Genomic DNA, 15159 nt, shown 5'->3' on the forward strand with positions numbered 1-15159 from the left:
GACAATATCATCACAGATTCAGCGGCGAGCGCCACCTCGCTGGCCACGGGTGTTAAAACGAAAGAGAAAGTGATCAGTGTCGACCCGGACGGCAAAAAGCTGACAACGATTTTGGAAGCTGCCCGCGATGCAGGTCTCGCCACCGGTCTGGTCACAAGTACGGACATTACTGACGCAACCCCGGCCGCTTTTGCGAGCCATGTTCTTCACCGGAATAATGATGAAGCTCAAATTGCGTTGCAGCTAATCGAATCTAAAGTAAACGTGTTAATCGGGCAAGGGCCTTTTTTTTACCATAAAGATGATTCGCGAAGCAAAAGGCAGGATGATATTGACCCCATCCAGATCGCAAAAGAAGCCGGCTACGTTTTTGTAGATACCAAAGAAAAACTTCGGACTGCTTCTGGGAATTACCTCTTAGGTTTGTTTGAAAACCTTGAACCCGACCCAGTCGCGCAGGAATTCCATAGAGGTCAAGATACGCCAACAATGGCAGAATTGACCCAAAAATCTATTGAACTGCTGAACCGGAATCAAAAAGGTTTCTTTTTAATGGTGGAAGAGGAAGCAACGGATTCCGGCTCCCACGTAAATAGAGAAGACTATGTGATTCACCATTTAAAGGAGTTTGACAACGCGGTTCAGGTCGGGCTTGAGTTTGCTCTAAAAGATCAACACACGCTGGTTCTGGTTATGGCCGATCATGAAACCGGCGGCTTCAATATTGTCAAAGGTGCTTATAAGGATGGACACCTGGAATTTATTTGGAACTCAAATGGCCACACCGGACAACCCGTATCGATGTTTGCTTTTGGACCCCACGCGATTCGATTTACCGGCATGAAAGACAACACAGAGATTCCGAAGATTTTTGCCGAATTGCTTAAGTTAGAAAAATTTCCGAGATAATAGGACATTCGGTCAAAGAATTCCTATTGAACACCCCTATCGATTCTTCGGTCTGAGCCTACGACGGGACTCTTCTAGACCGCGGATTTCTTTAGCTCAAAAACAGGAGGTAATTCATGAAACACCGAGGTTATTTTCAAACTTTTTACAATACGGCCTATTTCATTTTCCTCCTCCTCTTTCTGGCTTGCCAGTCTTCTGCTGAAAAGATCACTCCGAGGTCGGATTACCTCGAAGTTGCAAAAGAACTTGAACGTATCATCACCCATGAAATGGAAGATAAAGAGCTGCCAGCGGTCTCTATTGCGCTTGTAGATGATCAGGAAATTGTCTGGGCGCAAGGATTTGGTTTTGCAGACCCGGACAGGAAAATTCCAGCCACCGCTTCAACAGTTTACCGTGTGGGGTCTGTTTCAAAATTGTTTACTGACATCGGGATCATGCAATTGGTTGAGCGCGGACTTATCAATCTGGACGCTCCAATCACAGATTACCTACCCGATTTCAAGCCGGAAAACCCATTTGGGAAATCAATTACTCTCAGGCAGCTTATGTCTCACCGCTCGGGTTTGGTTCGTGAGCCGCCGGTCGGAAACTATTTTGACGATACGGCACCGACTTTAAAGCAAACCGTGGCCAGCCTGAATCATACAAGATTGGTTTACGAACCGGAAGTCCGTACAAAATACTCCAATGCCGGCATCGGTGTAGCTGGATACGTGCTTGAAAAGACCCAGGGGCAACCGTTCGCAAAATATTTACAACATACGGTTTTAGATCCCATGGGTCTGAAAAACAGCAGCTTTGAGCCTGCAGGCAAAATCATTAAACACCTGGCAAAAGCCAGAATGTGGACCTACGACGGGCAGGAATTTCCAGCCCCAGGATTTGAGATGGGTATGTCTCCTGCGGGGAGCATGTATTCCACAGTTTTGGATTTGGGACGATTTACAAGTTTGCTTTTTAACATCGGCAAAAAGGATGGCAAGCAAATTTTAAAAACGGAAACGCTTAAGCAAATGTGGACACCGCAGTTCAGCAAGCCGGGTGCAACCCAAGGTTTCGGAATTGGATTTTCCATTTCAGAATTAGATGGCCATCGCCGCATTGGTCACGGTGGGGCAATTTATGGTTTTGCTACCCAACTCTATGCCCTGCCGGATCAAAAAATCGGTGTGGTTGCAGTTACATCAATGGATATTGCAAATACGGTTATGAGACGCATCGCAAACCATGCTCTGAAAGCGATGCTGGCGGCAAAGAACGGAGACGCGATTCCTGAAATGCAGTTAACTGGGGAGGTTGATTCAACCCTCGCCCGCCAACTCGATGGCAACTATAAAAGCGGTGAAAATACCATTGAGCTCATCGAGCGCAATGGCAAATTACATTTATGGAACGGCAGCTTTCGCGCACAACTCAAAGCCCTCGGCGATACTCTGATTTCGGATGATCGCCTGTCTTATGGCACAAAGGTGGTGCCCGTTGCAAACAATCAATTACTTGTGGAAGGTAAAACTTTTACCCGCCGGAAGGACTTCCTGCCGGATCCGACCCCGGAAAAGTGGCTGGGCTTAATCGGTGAATATGGCTGGGACTACAACACGCTCTACATTCTGGAGAAAGAGGGTCATTTGCATGCGCTTATCGAGTGGTTTTTTCTTTATCCTTTAAGCGAAATTTCCGAAAATATTTTTGCCTTTCCGGACTTTGGGCTTTATCACGGCGAAAAACTCGTGTTCAAAAGAAACTCAACTGGCCAGGCAACCGCAGTAAACGCAGCGGAAGTGGTTTTCAAACGGAGGGCCATAGGAATTACTGAAGGCGAGACCTTCCGGATTCAACCCTTGAAACCGGTAGATGAATTACGCGAGGCTGCACTTGCGGCACTCCCACCGAAACAGAAGGGTGATTTGCTGGAACCTGATCTGGTTGAGGTAACAACTTTAGATCCAAGCATCAAGTTAGACATTCGATATGCCACGACCAACAACTTCATGAGCGCCGTTTTCTACCAACAACCAAAAGCATTCATGCAACATCTGGCTGCAGAGGCATTAGTCCGAGCCCATCTGGCTTTAAAAGAAAAAGGCTACGGGTTGTTGATTCACGACGCCTACCGACCCTGGTATGTTACCAAGATGTTCTGGGACGCCACACCTCAAGATTTGAAACATTTCGTTGCTAATCCAGAACACGGCTCGGTTCACAACCGCGGGGCCGCGGTAGACTTAACGCTGTATGATCTTGATAATGGAGAGCCGATTCAAATGGTCAGCGGCTACGATGAATTTTCTGCACGAGCTTATCCGGATTATCCGGGCGGGACTTCGCGGCAGCGTTGGTACCGGGAGCTGCTTCGCGATGCAATGGAAGAGCAGGGATTCCAGGTTTACGATTGGGAGTGGTGGCATTTTAATTATAAAGATGCGAAAAAGTATCCGATTATGAACAGCCGGTTTGAGGAGATATTGACGGAGACATCCAAATAATGAATCAATCTAAAATTCCGGCTTATTTGCGGGCCAACCACTCGTTAGTGCTAATCATCGCAGAACCGTATTCTTCTTCTGAATTGTATGCATAATCAAAAAAGGAAACCTTAATCAATGAATACTATTGAAAAAAATTTAGACCAACTCAACGTCAATTTCCGCGGCGATGCATGGCACGGGCCGTCTCTGATGCGGCTTTTGGCTGATGTGACTGCTGAACAAGCTGCGGCCAGGCCGATTCAAAATGCGCACAGTATCTGGGAGCTTGTGCTTCATATCAAAGTCTGGAAAGACACACCAAGGCGAAGACTCGCCGGTGAAGCGTTCGAACCGACTCCCGAAGAAGACTGGCCCGAAGTCACCGATACCAGCGAAGCGGCCTGGGAAAACATTTTAAAGGAACTCGAAGCTTCACATGAAAAACTTGCCGAAGCTGTTTCAAAACTTGACGATTCCGGCCTGGACAAGCCCGCAGCTGGAGAAAATTATTCAAATTATTTTATGATTCACGGAGTGATTCAGCACGACCTGTATCATGCCGGTCAGATTGCACTGTTGAAGAAATTTTAAAACCAAACCCTCCGGGCTTTCAAAACCTGGAAGGTTTAAATAATTTAATGCTCTTACTTGTTTGTACCATTGGAATATTCTGTTCTGTGGTGCAGTTAACACCATAGTAATAATCCATATTTCTTAATAAAAGTTACAATTTGAGTCGTTCATGGTTTCTCTCATCGAAATAACAAAGCAATCTTTAGGAAAACTATTTGATAAGAAGTTCGATCCTGCCATCGTTAAACTTCCGCAAGTAAATGAAAAAAATGAAAGCAACATTCCCGGCTTATACATTATCGGCGAAGTCAGCGGAATACCCCTGATCAAATTAGGCTTAAACCAGGGCAACAACTTGACCAACCGGCTTTTTGAGAACAAACCATCTTTGAATTTACCGGCTGATGTTTATGACGTTCTGATCGTTGGCGCAGGAACTTCCGGAATTGGGGCGGCCAACCGGGCACAGGAGCTGGGGCTTAATTACATTGTTATCGAGCAAGGCAAGCCAGCGAATTTAATCCGCTCATTTACCAAAGGCAAGCCGCTTTTTATGGAGCCGCTTGATGTTCCCCTTGAGTCGTCCATGTGGTGTGAAGAGTCCTCAAAGGAAGAATTCCTGGAAATTTGGGAAAAACAAATCAGGGAACGCGGGCTTAAAATAAACAGCCACGAGTCGGTTAGCGATATTAAAAAGCTCACGGATCTATTTGTGGTGACCACTTCCAAAGGAGTTTACAAAGCGAAATATGTTTTTCTCGCCATTGGCAAAGCGGGCAATCCCCGCAAAGCAGGCGTTCCCGGGGAAAAAGAGTATGCCGAAAAAATCGCTCACTTTTTAGCCGACCCGGACGAGTATGATGGAAAAAATATTCTGATTTACGGCGGCGGAGATGTGGCGGCGGAAGCAGCAATTGCCTTAGCTCCGCATAACAACGTCACCATGGTCACCATTGACGAAGACCTGATTTTTCCTAAAAAGCGCAACGTGGACAAACTTCGGGAATTGGAAAGACAGGAAAAGCTGACGCTGCATTTAGATACGCATTTAAAAGAAATCGGCAAAGATTCGGTCAAACTCGAAAAAGATAAACAAGTCACCGAAATCAAGAACGACCAGGTTTTTGAAATGATCGGCGCCGAGCTGCCGATTAAATTCTTCAACAAGGTCGGCATCAAATTAGACGGCAGCTGGGACATCAAACGGGTTTTGTACCTTGCCGCGATGTTTGCTGTCTTCTATTCGGTTTACGCAATCAAAGCGCCCTGGTGGCCGTTCAACCAAAATTTGTTTACCGATCCGGCTGGCAACCCGCTCAATTGGAAAGATTATCTGACTTTTAACTGGAATATTTTCGGATTTGCAAAAAACATCTCGCCCGGCTTCTGGTACGCCGGCCTTTACACTCTATTTATGACCTATTTCGGTTTTAAGGCATACGTTCGTTGGGGAATCAATTTCAAAGACAGCTACCAGAAGAAAAGATATCTCACCCTCATCGGCACCCAGTGGACCCTCGGTTTCCTGGTTCCGGAATTTATCATGTGGTATATTCATCACAAATCAGGTCCAAATTTAATTCTGGGTAGTCCGGACTATTCCTGGAAAGCTTATGGTCTCGAATACATTTGGCCGCTGCAATTCCACCAGTTTTTTTACGACATCAGTCTGTTTTACATCATTTGGGGACTGATGACCGCCTTTGTGATTATCCCAATTCTTTCCGTTAAGCACGGCAAACGCTATTGCACCTGGATTTGCGGCTGCGGCGGTCTGGCGGAAACCGTGGGCGATCGCTGGCGGCACAAAATGCCCAAAGGGCGGCGCGCCAAATCCTGGGAATGGATGAATAAAGCGATTTTGATCTGGGCGTTTGTGGCCACGATTTTAGTTTGCGGCAACATGCTGTTCGGCAAAATCTATCATAACGACATCAATCACTGGTTTGGATTTCTGTCACAAGCTGGTGAAAAGTCGCGCTACTGGTACGGCTACATCGCAGACTTCTGGCTGGTCGGCGTGATTCCCGTCACCCTTTACCCGTTTTTCGGCGGCAAAGTCTGGTGCCGTTACTGGTGCCCCCTGGCAAAGTGGATGGAATTCTGGAGCAAGAAATTCGGCAGTTTAAGGATTGACAGCAACGAAAAGTGCATCATTTGCGGCGAGTGCTCGCGCTACTGTGAAGTCGGCATCGACGTCATGAGCTTTGCCAAAAACCAGGAGAATTTTTCAAACAAAAATACTTCTTGCATTCAGTGTGGTATCTGCATCACGGTCTGCCCGATGGATGTGCTCTCTTTTCAGAACGGTGGGGTTAGGGTGAATGGGGATGTGGTTGATAAGGAGTATATAAAAGTCGCTGCTTAGACCCTATTTCAATTTCTTTTAAAACTCAACTCGTAGAAGTTTTACAACCATTGCATAAAGCGATCAGAGCGAGATAAACATATCGTTCAAACTCAAGCTAAACTTACCATGCGTGGCATCACGAAAAAAGTGGCTCTCAAACTTCATGAAAACTCGGGTGTATTAGAAGATACCCGCGGCGACAGTCAAGTTGTTTTGACCGGCACGACTAAGGTTAATCGCCAGGATTTTGGAATTAAAGGCGAAAGATGGGGCAGCGCTGTAGCAGATGAAATTGAAATCGAGTTAACCTTCCTGGGCAAACGCATTAATGAAGGCAACTTCCGTAATTGGGTCCGCAATGAAGAACGTCCTCAAGGGAAAATTTACAAAACGATCTCTGAATCGGGTGTTGCAGCGGGACTGGCGGAATTTGACAAAATGAAATCGTCTACTGAAACAGAAATAAACGCCAACGCCCTTAACACCGCTGGTTATATGCTACTAAAAGAGGGCAGGGTGAAAGATGCAATCGCTGTATTTGAACACAACCTGTCTAACTTTTCCGAAAATGCCAATATTTATGACTCACTCGGTGAGGCTTACGCTGAAGCGAATGAACTCAAGAAAGCTGCAGAAATTTTCCGCATGGCAATTGAGAAAAATCCGCAAAATGCAAACGCCATTGAAATCCTCCGTCATTTACCGAGTCAGTAGCCGAGTTTGTTGCTCAAATCTTCGCGTCCAATAAAAGTAAAAATTAATGGGAGTCACTTCTAAGTCCGGAGTGACTCTCATACCCTCCTTGCCAAAAGGCAGGACTCAATAAATACGCTGCTTTCTCATTCTTAAACCCTCGCAAATTCTACTTGACTTTGCGGTTCGGCTTCTGTATGATATTCTATATCGAGGAGAATAGATAAATCAAAAAGACACTAAATTAGTGAAACTCCCTAGTAGGGACGAGGAAATCTAACTGTTCATCATGCACAAAGCCACCAAACCCAAAGTCAAGATCTGCTGCATCGGCAGCCGGGTAGAAGCTCGCATGGCAATTGCAAACGGAGCTTATGCCATCGGCCTGGTTTCCGAAATGCCCAGTGGTCCGGGTGTTATTGCAGAAGAGCTGATTGCCGAGATCGCCGCCGATGTGCCGCCCGGAATCCTGACGGTTCTGCTGACCAGTAAACAGGACACGGCAGCTATTATCGAGCAGCAGCGGCGCTGTGGGGTCAATACTCTGCAACTTGTTGACCGGCTGGAGAAAGGCAGTTATCAAGATTTAAAGGAGGCGATGCCCGGGGTTTCGCTGGTGCAGGTCATTCATGTCACCGGTAAAAAGGCCATTGAGGAGGCGGAAACTTGCGCCCCGCATGTCGATGCAATTTTGCTGGACTCCGGAAACCCAAAAAAATCGGTAAAGGAACTTGGCGGCACCGGCCGGACACACAACTGGAAGATTAGCAGAACAATTCGCGAACGTCTGGACGTCCCGGTTTATCTGGCAGGCGGCCTAACTGCGGATAATGTAGCAGAGGCCATACAGCAGGTAGGACCTTTTGGCCTTGATATCTGCAGCGGCGTTCGAACGGACGGCAGACTCGACGATGGCAAACTGGAAACATTATTTACCCAAATTAAATGGGCTGAAAAGCTGGTCTCAGCAGAAATTTAAGGAGAACATTCTGAATATGCCCAAATTTACATACTCCAAGTTTTTCATTACAGGATCGTTCTGGCTCTTAATACTCATTGGGATCGCCACAGCCCAATCCAACAACGATAACCACAATAATCCACTCTACGTCGATCCGGCCGCCCAGGATTTTTCTGAAAATCCCAAGCTTCTCAAACGCATTTTGGCTGGTCCCCACTGGTACTTTCGTTTCATCAATATTCCCTTTAGTAAAGAAATCTGCCGGCTTTTTCAGGATGAGCTTCCGGGCACACCTTCGTTTAATCTCCACGGAGATGCGCACATTGAGCAATATGCAGTCACCGAAATTGGCCGCGGGTTGACGGATTTCGATCATGCCACAACCGGGCCGGGCGTCCTTGATTTGGCCCGTTTCGGAACCTCACTTCATCTAACCTGCCGGGCAAATGGCTGGCCCAATAAAGCAAACGAATTGCTGGAAAAGTTTCTATCCGGTTATCGCGCGGCCCTGGACAAACCGGATACGGAAGCACCGGAACCAGTTTTGGTGCAGGTAATGCAGGCAAAATTCACATTTGACCGAACCAAGCATTTTGAATGGATCGATTCGATAATGGAACCCATGCCGGAAAAGGAAGCGAACGACTTGGATGAAGCGATGCAACCTTATGTGGAATCGATGCTCATTCAAAAACCGCGCTTTAAAAAGGAATTTTTCACAATTCAAAATGCCGGCTATTTACGAATGGGAATCGGCAGCGCCCTGGATATAAAATATCTGGTCCGGATTCGCGGCCACACCGAAAATCCCATCGATGATGTAGTTCTTGAAGTAAAAGAAGTGCGCGACCTGAGCGGAATCAACTGCATTGCCATCACACAGAAATCAGATCCGTTCAGGATTCTCCGTGGCCAGGCGCGAATTGCATATCAACCTTACGATTTCCTTGGATACCTGCGCTTTCGTGGCAGGGCTTTCTGGGTGCATTCCTGGGTGGATAATTATAAGGAAATGAGTGTTGAAGAATCTTTTGAAAGCCCTGAACAACTTGCGGAAATCGCTTATGACGTGGGTGTGCAGCTTGGTCAAGGGCACCCTAAACAAATTGCGGCGCCTTTCGACATTCAAGTTCGTCGTGAGCAAGTTCTGTTTCTCAAAAAGTATGACACAAAAATTAAAGAAGCATGTCGTGAACTTGCAGACCAAACCGTTGAAGCATGGAAGCTGTTTAAAGAGAAAGTCAATAGTAATTAGGATGTTAGTAGCAAAAGTGGCCACACTTCGGGTTCGGTAGGCCGAGAACTCTGGCGAGTTCTGCTACTACAGGTTGCGGAGGGCGACCCCCTTCCCGACTTTCCTGCAATTTATTTATAATAATGAAGTCGGGAAGGAGGCGCCCGAAGCCCGCGTAGGACCCCCGACCCTCTTTCTTCCATATCCACCCTACAAAGGGAGGGGGCCGAAGCGGCCCTAAAGTTTGGTCCATCAATATGCAGAAGCTTAGGAAAAAGAAAGTCTGCAAGCTGTTTGAGTCTTCTAGTAGAAACTAACCAAGCCAGATTAGAAATATATGTTAGCATGAACCGCAGTGCCTGTGGTTATTGACAAAATGTCCGCACCTGAGATATCGGTGATAAACCCATTTAGCAAAGCCTCCACACCAAAGCTAAATTTAGGATTTATAAAATATTCACCGCCCAAACCTAATGCGAGCATCAAATCGGTGGTGTCGCTGCCTGCATTGGGCATATTTAAACGAACACCAACTGTTCCGGTGATGTAAGGAGCAATCCGGTTCATATCAAGGTAAATTCTAGGGGTAACCTGCAACCCAATATTTGTCGTAACGCCGTCAACCCATATTAAGTTGAACCCCGGGGCCACGGTTAACCTGTCACCCAGCCAGAGAGGAACCAGGATAGTCGTTTGCCCTCCCTGCACCGAGCCGGTTAACCCAAACTTGCGGGTCATTTCTTCCTGGGCATATCCGGAATTCAGCGAGGCAAATATAACCAAAGCCAGTGTCAGCAGGAAATACTTTCCGGGGCGTTCAAGTGATCTCATATTCTGTCTCCTTCATTTCGTAATTAATACTCGCAATCAATCCCCCGCTGATTCTGATTTAATTTGAACACTCTTAAATATCTACACTTAGGTCGCTTTGAAGAAAATTTGAGCGAACAAAGAATGAAGTGTAACTTAATGAGGTACTTAAGTGAATTCTTTGCTTTTTGGGCAAAGATTTGAAATATCGACGCTTTGCGATGGTTCTATTATGATGCTGGATGCTCGATGCTGGATGCTGGATGCTGGATGCTGGATGCTCACATTAACTCCATCTAGTATCAAGTATCAAGCATCCAGGATGGGCTTTTAATCAGGAACGCCTTCCATTGCCATGACATAAGCCAGAATCGCCATGGCGGCAGCGCCTAATTCAAGCTCGCGTTCATTTACTTTATCAAATGTATCATTATCCGAATGATGGTAATCAAAATAGCGATGCGACTCAACCAGAAGTCCGATGGTTGGGATGCCAAACTTTTCAGCAAGTGGATTAATGTCAACGCCACCGAAACCCGAGATGATTTTATCCGCGGCCATGGGTTGAAAGAGATACTCCCAGTCAGAAAAACTCTCGACTATACCGCTGTCTGCCTTCACAGAAAAACCTCCGGGCGTAAATCCGCCGCTATCGCTTTCGATAGCGGCGATATGTTTGGGCCCATGTTTTTCTACATGTTCTGCATAAGCTTTGCCACCGCGAGCGCCGTTCTCCTCATTCATAAATAATACGGCACGAAGGGTTCGTTTTGGCTTAAGATTTAATGATTTAATCAAACGCAGCGCTTCGATTGACTGTACGCAGCCGGCGCCATCATCATGAGCGCCATGCCCTTTATCCCAACTGTCCAAATGGCCGCCGAGTACAATGACTTCTTCAGGAATTTCAGAGCCCCTGATTTCGCCGACGACATTCGCAGACGGTACATCCGGAAAAGTTCGACAGCTTAGTCTCAAATTGACCTCAACTTTACCATCTTGTTTAATCAACTTACTTAAAAAATCTGCGTCAACTGTGCTGATCGCTGCGGCGGGAATTTTGGCGACATTTTCCGCATACCGCATCGCGCCGGTATGCGGCACCTTGTCAAGCCGCGTGGTCATGGAGCGCACCAAAACAGCGACCGCGCCGGCCTTTGCCGCTTCGATAGCGCCTCGTGAGCGTTGATTAACTGCGCCTCCGTATGCCGCAAATGTATTCACCAACCTCGGATTCATGGGACGATTGTAAAATATAATCTTGCCCCTGACCGCTTTTCCAAGAGATTGCACTTCCTCTAAACTTTGCACCTCGACTACTTCTGCAACAATTCCAAGTTCCGGTGTACCAACGCTGCCGCCAAGAGCGCAAACTGTCAGCTCCTCGGTGCCAATTGTTTGGGAATTAATCACTCGGGCGGTTTCAACCGATCCACGCACCCAGTGCGGCACCATAACCTCCTGAAGATGAACATTATCAAATCCTAATTTTAGCATGGTTTGGCGGCCCCAGGCAACCGCCGCGGCCGCTTCGGGTGAACCGCTGAGTCTCGGCCCGATATCAAGGGTTAATTCTTCCAGCATTTCATACGCTTGACCATCAGAAAGTGCAGTTTCGATAATTTGTTTAGCTACTCTTAGATAGGGTTTTGCAGCAGATGGGTCATTATTCTGAGCATCAAGCGAATCAAACAAGAACAAAGGGAAAATAAACAATGAAATTGGAAGAATTCGTTGCATGGGTACCTCGGCACATTTTAATTTAAGAATACTGTCTGAGTAAAAAGAAGATAATCACTCCGGTAACTGAAACATACAACCAAATGGGGAAAGTAAATTTGGCGATTTTTCGATGGGTTTTTCTGTTGTCGGTGATGCCAAAATAAATAGTCGAAAGAATCATAGGAAAGACGACCATCGACAAAACGATGTGGGAAATGAGAATACAAAAGTAAACCGGGCGAATCAAACCTTCCCCCAAGAATTTTGTATCGCCCTGCAGGCTGTGATAATAAATATAACTGATCAGAAACATGGTGGAAACGCAAAAAGCGCTAATCATGAGATTTTTATGCAGAAACTCCCGCCTGTTTTTAATCGCCCAAAAGCCAATCAGCAAAATAATTGCGCTGGTGGCATTTAAAGCCGCATTGAGCGCGGGTAATTTTGACGCGGCCAGATTAGCCTCGCTGCCGCTCTGCCGGAAATAAATCAGCCAAACTAAGAATGAAAGTGCAAAAGTAGTGACGACGGCATTTACCAGGTAGAAATTTTTATTGCTGAGTGAAAGCATGGACTATTCGACTTTTCTAAAATAGAAATCGACCCAGGATTCTTTTCCATTCCGCGTTCCTTCAATCCGGGCGTGCAAAGAACCGTCTTTTTTCTGCTTGTAAATAATTCTTTGCGGAAAATCGTGCTCGGAATGTTCAAATGTAAATCCGTTTTCATCTACTTTTATAAGTTTGAATGGCACGGGGTATTTATTATGGGCAACCTTTGGGGTGTAGAAAATTTCCTTGCCGAATTGCAGCAACCTGAGATATTCAGCAAACGTCGTATCGCCGTTTTGAATTGTAAAACTCTCGCCTTCTAAAGTAAGATCGCTTACTTTAGTCCATTTTTCGACCGTTATTCCACGGCTGGTTTCTCTTTTCCAGGTACCGATCAGCCAATCGAAACTTTTCAGATCGGTCGCGACCTGAGCCTGCTGTGCACTTAATCTGCTAAAATTAGCAAATAAGAATAGAACTAAAAAAAGGGATATAAATTTTAGATTACTTCGGCTTCTTTGGTTAGACGTTTCCATATCTTCTCAAGGTTTAATTTTTTCACCCAGGATTCGAGATAATCGGAATCCAATTTTTGATATTGAACTTCATAAACTCTTAACGCATCTCCAAACTGTTTTTCACTGCCCCCTGAGAGCTCGGCCCAATTCAATTTTGCTAAAATCGTGTCTTCCGCGCTCGAAACTTGAATCTTTAATTCGTTTATTTCTTCAATATTCCTTCGGGAAAAACGGGAACGATCAAAAGGTTCTTCCTTCAAGATCCAAAAATCAACTTTACCTCCATGTTCCGCCTCCAGTAAATTAAACATGTTTTTAAATTCAATTGCTTCAAAAATACTTTCTTCAGTCAAGTAATAATCCGGGGAGGGAAACGCTTTGATTAACTGTTTAGCTTTAGATTTCTCAATCACTACTACAATATCAATATCATGAGTAGATCGAGGTTCTCCATAAAAACTTGAAGCGATTGAACCGGTAATCATATAATCGATACCGGCTTCTTCTAAAACTTTAACTACCCTTTTTAATAATTCCTGTTGTGACATTTGTCAAGGCGTTCCAAAAGTAACTTTTTGAATTCCCTCTCGTCGAGGTCAGGGAACCGCTTACGCAACCCGTGGATGAAAAGCTGTTTGCTAAACTCTGACAATTCAAATGCTTTCAGCAATCGTTCTTCAGGCGTCATCCTGCGCAGAATTTGAATATACTTTTTATGATTTGGTTGTTTTTTCAGGTTCATTTCAAGGCCATAATTTGATCAACTAAATATCAACTACACCCGGGACCCTTTACCTCGTTTTCTGCTGTGTCGTCCGGTAAAAGGCCGGCAGCAAACCCGTCAGGATTCTTGGCGTACTCGTCGAGAAACTCTTTTAGCTGGCCCAGAACTTTTTCCTTGCTGGAAAGACCGTACATATAAATCTTCATTGGCCCGATGAGTCTGAGATAATAATGGTTAGCCGCTGAATATTGAGCGGAACAAGCACTCGGATCCTGAGCCACACCCAGTAAATCACCAAACGCTGCGGCATATTCAGCAAGGATGGACTCATCGTGGAGCTCTTTAGGAATTTCGGGAAATCGGGAAACTAATTCTGCTATTGTCAATTGAGTCACCCACCTTTAAAGTTGAATTTTTGAAGAAAGCGCCGTATCTTGATAAAGATACTAAATAAAATTAATTTTTCAAACTTAATCTCATAGATGCAGCCGAAATTTGCTAATCTCAAAGAATCTGATGTTGACATAAAACAGCGTCAGAAATATGTCACGGAGCTTTTCGATAATCTCGCGCCTAATTACGACCGCTTCAACCGTTGGGTGAGTTTTTTTCGGGATGAAACCTGGCGGCGCAAAACAATTGAACTGCTGGATGACTGCAAAAGGGGCAGTGTTTTGGATTTAGCTGCCGGTACCGGCGATTTGGCCCGTTCGGCACTGAAAGCAGGTGCTCAGCAGGTGCATGTTTTTGACATTGCCTTTAATATGCTGATTCAGGCAAAAGCCAAATTAAGGGATGAAAACAGTCAGCTCTCAAAAATTAATTTTGAGCTGGGTTCAGCGGCTCGTCTTCCCTTTAAAGACAACTCATTTGACGGCATCGTCAGCGGTTTTGCCATGCGCAATGTCTTTCATTTTCTCGACGAGGTTTTAAGCGAAATGCACCGAATCTTAAAACCCGGCGCCCGTTTCGCAATACTGGAACTGAGTCAGCCGCAAAATTCGATCTTAAGAGCAGGATTCAGAGTGCACATGAAAACCATTATGCCGTTGATTGGCAAATTAACCGCCGGCAAATCAACGCCGTTCCAATATTTATGCGAGACGACCCTGACCTTTCTTTCTCCTGAGGAATTTAAACAGCGATTAGAGAATGCCGGTTTTGCAGGAGTGAGCTGGAAAAACTTTTTATTTGGCGGAATTGCGATTCATTTTGGGCAGAAGCCAATAGAGTCTAAATCTGAAGGAAAGATCGTTGAATAGCCAAAACAGTGAAGTATGCGGTGGGCTTACAAGCTTGATACTAAGCACAAGGAAATCGGCTTCGGCGGAGCAGACGGGAAACATAAAATCCGAAATGTAACCGTCAAACCGCTCGAACAAAAAAACTGAGTCAAAAGTCCAAATAAACCCCGATGCCAGCGAGGTCATTAGAAGGGCGATGTCGCCGCCAACAAAAAACTGGGCCTGGAAGGAAAACGCAAGCAGGTTCTGTCCGGCTGGTTGAGCCAGGCCAAGCTGGAAGCCGCACAACTGCTGCATGGGCAGGTGGAAACCACCAATGCGCGCGGGTGCCCTTGACAAACTAAAACAAAAATCCGTGTGGCACGTGCCCCCCAATCAAGTTGAGGGCATGCTTCA

15 protein-coding genes are annotated in these 15159 nt (G+C 45.8%); 8 read left to right on the top strand and 7 right to left on the bottom strand.

Going from position 1 to position 15159, the window contains the following annotated elements:
• The 7 genes from IH879_08750 to IH879_08780 form a co-directional block, all read left to right on the top strand.
• Positions 1-909 (top strand): alkaline phosphatase (locus IH879_08750; protein ID MCH7675027.1); only part of this gene is annotated, 909 nt, incomplete at its 5' end.
• Between the two features lie 116 nt (positions 910-1025).
• A complete protein-coding gene (locus IH879_08755) occupies positions 1026-3401 on the top strand; it encodes a serine hydrolase (GenBank protein MCH7675028.1) in 2376 nt (791 codons plus the stop codon).
• A 117-nt stretch (positions 3402-3518) separates the two neighbouring features.
• Entirely contained in the window at positions 3519-3974 is a 456-nt protein-coding gene (locus tag IH879_08760; GenBank protein MCH7675029.1) for a DinB family protein, read from the top strand.
• 151 nt (positions 3975-4125) lie between these two features.
• Positions 4126-6324, top strand: a complete 2199-nt coding sequence (locus tag IH879_08765; protein MCH7675030.1) for an NAD(P)-binding domain-containing protein — start codon at positions 4126-4128, stop codon at positions 6322-6324.
• 108 nt (positions 6325-6432) lie between these two features.
• Positions 6433-7020 carry a YceI family protein gene (locus IH879_08770; protein ID MCH7675031.1) on the top strand — a complete coding sequence of 196 codons (588 nt, stop codon included), beginning with the start codon at positions 6433-6435 and terminating at the stop codon, positions 7018-7020.
• Between the two features lie 268 nt (positions 7021-7288).
• Complete coding sequence (locus tag IH879_08775; GenBank protein ID MCH7675032.1) at positions 7289-7978, top strand: phosphoribosylanthranilate isomerase; 690 nt, start codon at positions 7289-7291, stop codon at positions 7976-7978.
• Between the two features lie 16 nt (positions 7979-7994).
• On the top strand, positions 7995-9215 hold the full coding sequence (locus IH879_08780) for a DUF2252 family protein (GenBank protein ID MCH7675033.1): 1221 nt from the start codon (positions 7995-7997) through the stop codon (positions 9213-9215).
• Between the two features lie 306 nt (positions 9216-9521).
• On the opposite strand, the gene IH879_08785 is transcribed toward IH879_08780, so the two are convergent.
• The 7 genes from IH879_08785 to IH879_08815 form a co-directional block, all read right to left on the bottom strand.
• Positions 9522-10025 carry a hypothetical protein gene (locus IH879_08785; protein ID MCH7675034.1) on the bottom strand — a complete coding sequence of 168 codons (504 nt, stop codon included), beginning with the start codon at positions 10023-10025 and terminating at the stop codon, positions 9522-9524.
• A 309-nt stretch (positions 10026-10334) separates the two neighbouring features.
• The gene (locus IH879_08790; GenBank protein ID MCH7675035.1) at positions 10335-11744 is read right to left on the bottom strand and encodes a M20/M25/M40 family metallo-hydrolase; all 1410 of its coding nucleotides are present in this window, start codon (positions 11742-11744) and stop codon (positions 10335-10337) included.
• A 22-nt stretch (positions 11745-11766) separates the two neighbouring features.
• Positions 11767-12297 (bottom strand): DUF420 domain-containing protein, encoded by a 531-nt coding sequence (locus IH879_08795; protein ID MCH7675036.1) that lies wholly within the window; start codon positions 12295-12297, stop codon positions 11767-11769.
• Positions 12298-12300: 3 nt separating this feature from the next.
• Positions 12301-12813 (bottom strand): hypothetical protein, encoded by a 513-nt coding sequence (locus tag IH879_08800; protein ID MCH7675037.1) that lies wholly within the window; start codon positions 12811-12813, stop codon positions 12301-12303.
• The gene (locus tag IH879_08805; GenBank protein ID MCH7675038.1) at positions 12777-13343 is read right to left on the bottom strand and encodes a hypothetical protein; all 567 of its coding nucleotides are present in this window, start codon (positions 13341-13343) and stop codon (positions 12777-12779) included. Before IH879_08805 ends, IH879_08800 begins: the two co-directional genes overlap by 37 nt.
• A complete protein-coding gene (locus IH879_08810) occupies positions 13322-13537 on the bottom strand; it encodes a hypothetical protein (GenBank protein ID MCH7675039.1) in 216 nt (71 codons plus the stop codon). Before IH879_08810 ends, IH879_08805 begins: the two co-directional genes overlap by 22 nt.
• A gap of 29 nt (positions 13538-13566) precedes the next feature.
• Positions 13567-13905: a hypothetical protein gene (locus IH879_08815; protein ID MCH7675040.1), complete on the bottom strand. Its 339-nt coding sequence runs from the start codon at positions 13903-13905 to the stop codon at positions 13567-13569.
• Positions 13906-14001: 96 nt separating this feature from the next.
• Here IH879_08815 and IH879_08820 point away from each other — a divergent pair, with 96 nt between their 5' ends.
• Positions 14002-14781 (top strand): ubiquinone/menaquinone biosynthesis methyltransferase, encoded by a 780-nt coding sequence (locus IH879_08820; protein ID MCH7675041.1) that lies wholly within the window; start codon positions 14002-14004, stop codon positions 14779-14781.
• Positions 14782-15159: the final 378 nt, after the last annotated feature.

The sequence above is a fragment of the candidate division KSB1 bacterium genome, from assembly GCA_022562085.1.
Classification (GTDB): Bacteria; Zhuqueibacterota; Zhuqueibacteria; order Oceanimicrobiales; family Oceanimicrobiaceae; genus Oceanimicrobium.

What these genes read in the sequence shown, in the direction of transcription:
- IH879_08765 (MCH7675030.1), top strand. Translation starts at nt 4,126, where the DNA reads ATGGTTTCTCTCATCGAAATAACAAAGCAATCTTTAGGAAAACTATTT.
- IH879_08820 (MCH7675041.1), top strand. Translation starts at nt 14,002, where the DNA reads ATGCAGCCGAAATTTGCTAATCTCAAAGAATCTGATGTTGACATAAAA.
- IH879_08785 (MCH7675034.1), bottom strand. Translation starts at nt 10,025, where the DNA reads ATGAGATCACTTGAACGCCCCGGAAAGTATTTCCTGCTGACACTGGCT.
- IH879_08795 (MCH7675036.1), bottom strand. Translation starts at nt 12,297, where the DNA reads ATGCTTTCACTCAGCAATAAAAATTTCTACCTGGTAAATGCCGTCGTC.
- IH879_08775 (MCH7675032.1), top strand. Translation starts at nt 7,289, where the DNA reads ATGCACAAAGCCACCAAACCCAAAGTCAAGATCTGCTGCATCGGCAGC.
- IH879_08780 (MCH7675033.1), top strand. Translation starts at nt 7,995, where the DNA reads ATGCCCAAATTTACATACTCCAAGTTTTTCATTACAGGATCGTTCTGG.
- IH879_08805 (MCH7675038.1), bottom strand. Translation starts at nt 13,343, where the DNA reads ATGTCACAACAGGAATTATTAAAAAGGGTAGTTAAAGTTTTAGAAGAA.
- IH879_08810 (MCH7675039.1), bottom strand. Translation starts at nt 13,537, where the DNA reads ATGAACCTGAAAAAACAACCAAATCATAAAAAGTATATTCAAATTCTG.
- IH879_08755 (MCH7675028.1), top strand. Translation starts at nt 1,026, where the DNA reads ATGAAACACCGAGGTTATTTTCAAACTTTTTACAATACGGCCTATTTC.
- IH879_08770 (MCH7675031.1), top strand. Translation starts at nt 6,433, where the DNA reads ATGCGTGGCATCACGAAAAAAGTGGCTCTCAAACTTCATGAAAACTCG.
- IH879_08760 (MCH7675029.1), top strand. Translation starts at nt 3,519, where the DNA reads ATGAATACTATTGAAAAAAATTTAGACCAACTCAACGTCAATTTCCGC.
- IH879_08790 (MCH7675035.1), bottom strand. Translation starts at nt 11,744, where the DNA reads ATGCAACGAATTCTTCCAATTTCATTGTTTATTTTCCCTTTGTTCTTG.
- IH879_08800 (MCH7675037.1), bottom strand. Translation starts at nt 12,813, where the DNA reads ATGGAAACGTCTAACCAAAGAAGCCGAAGTAATCTAAAATTTATATCC.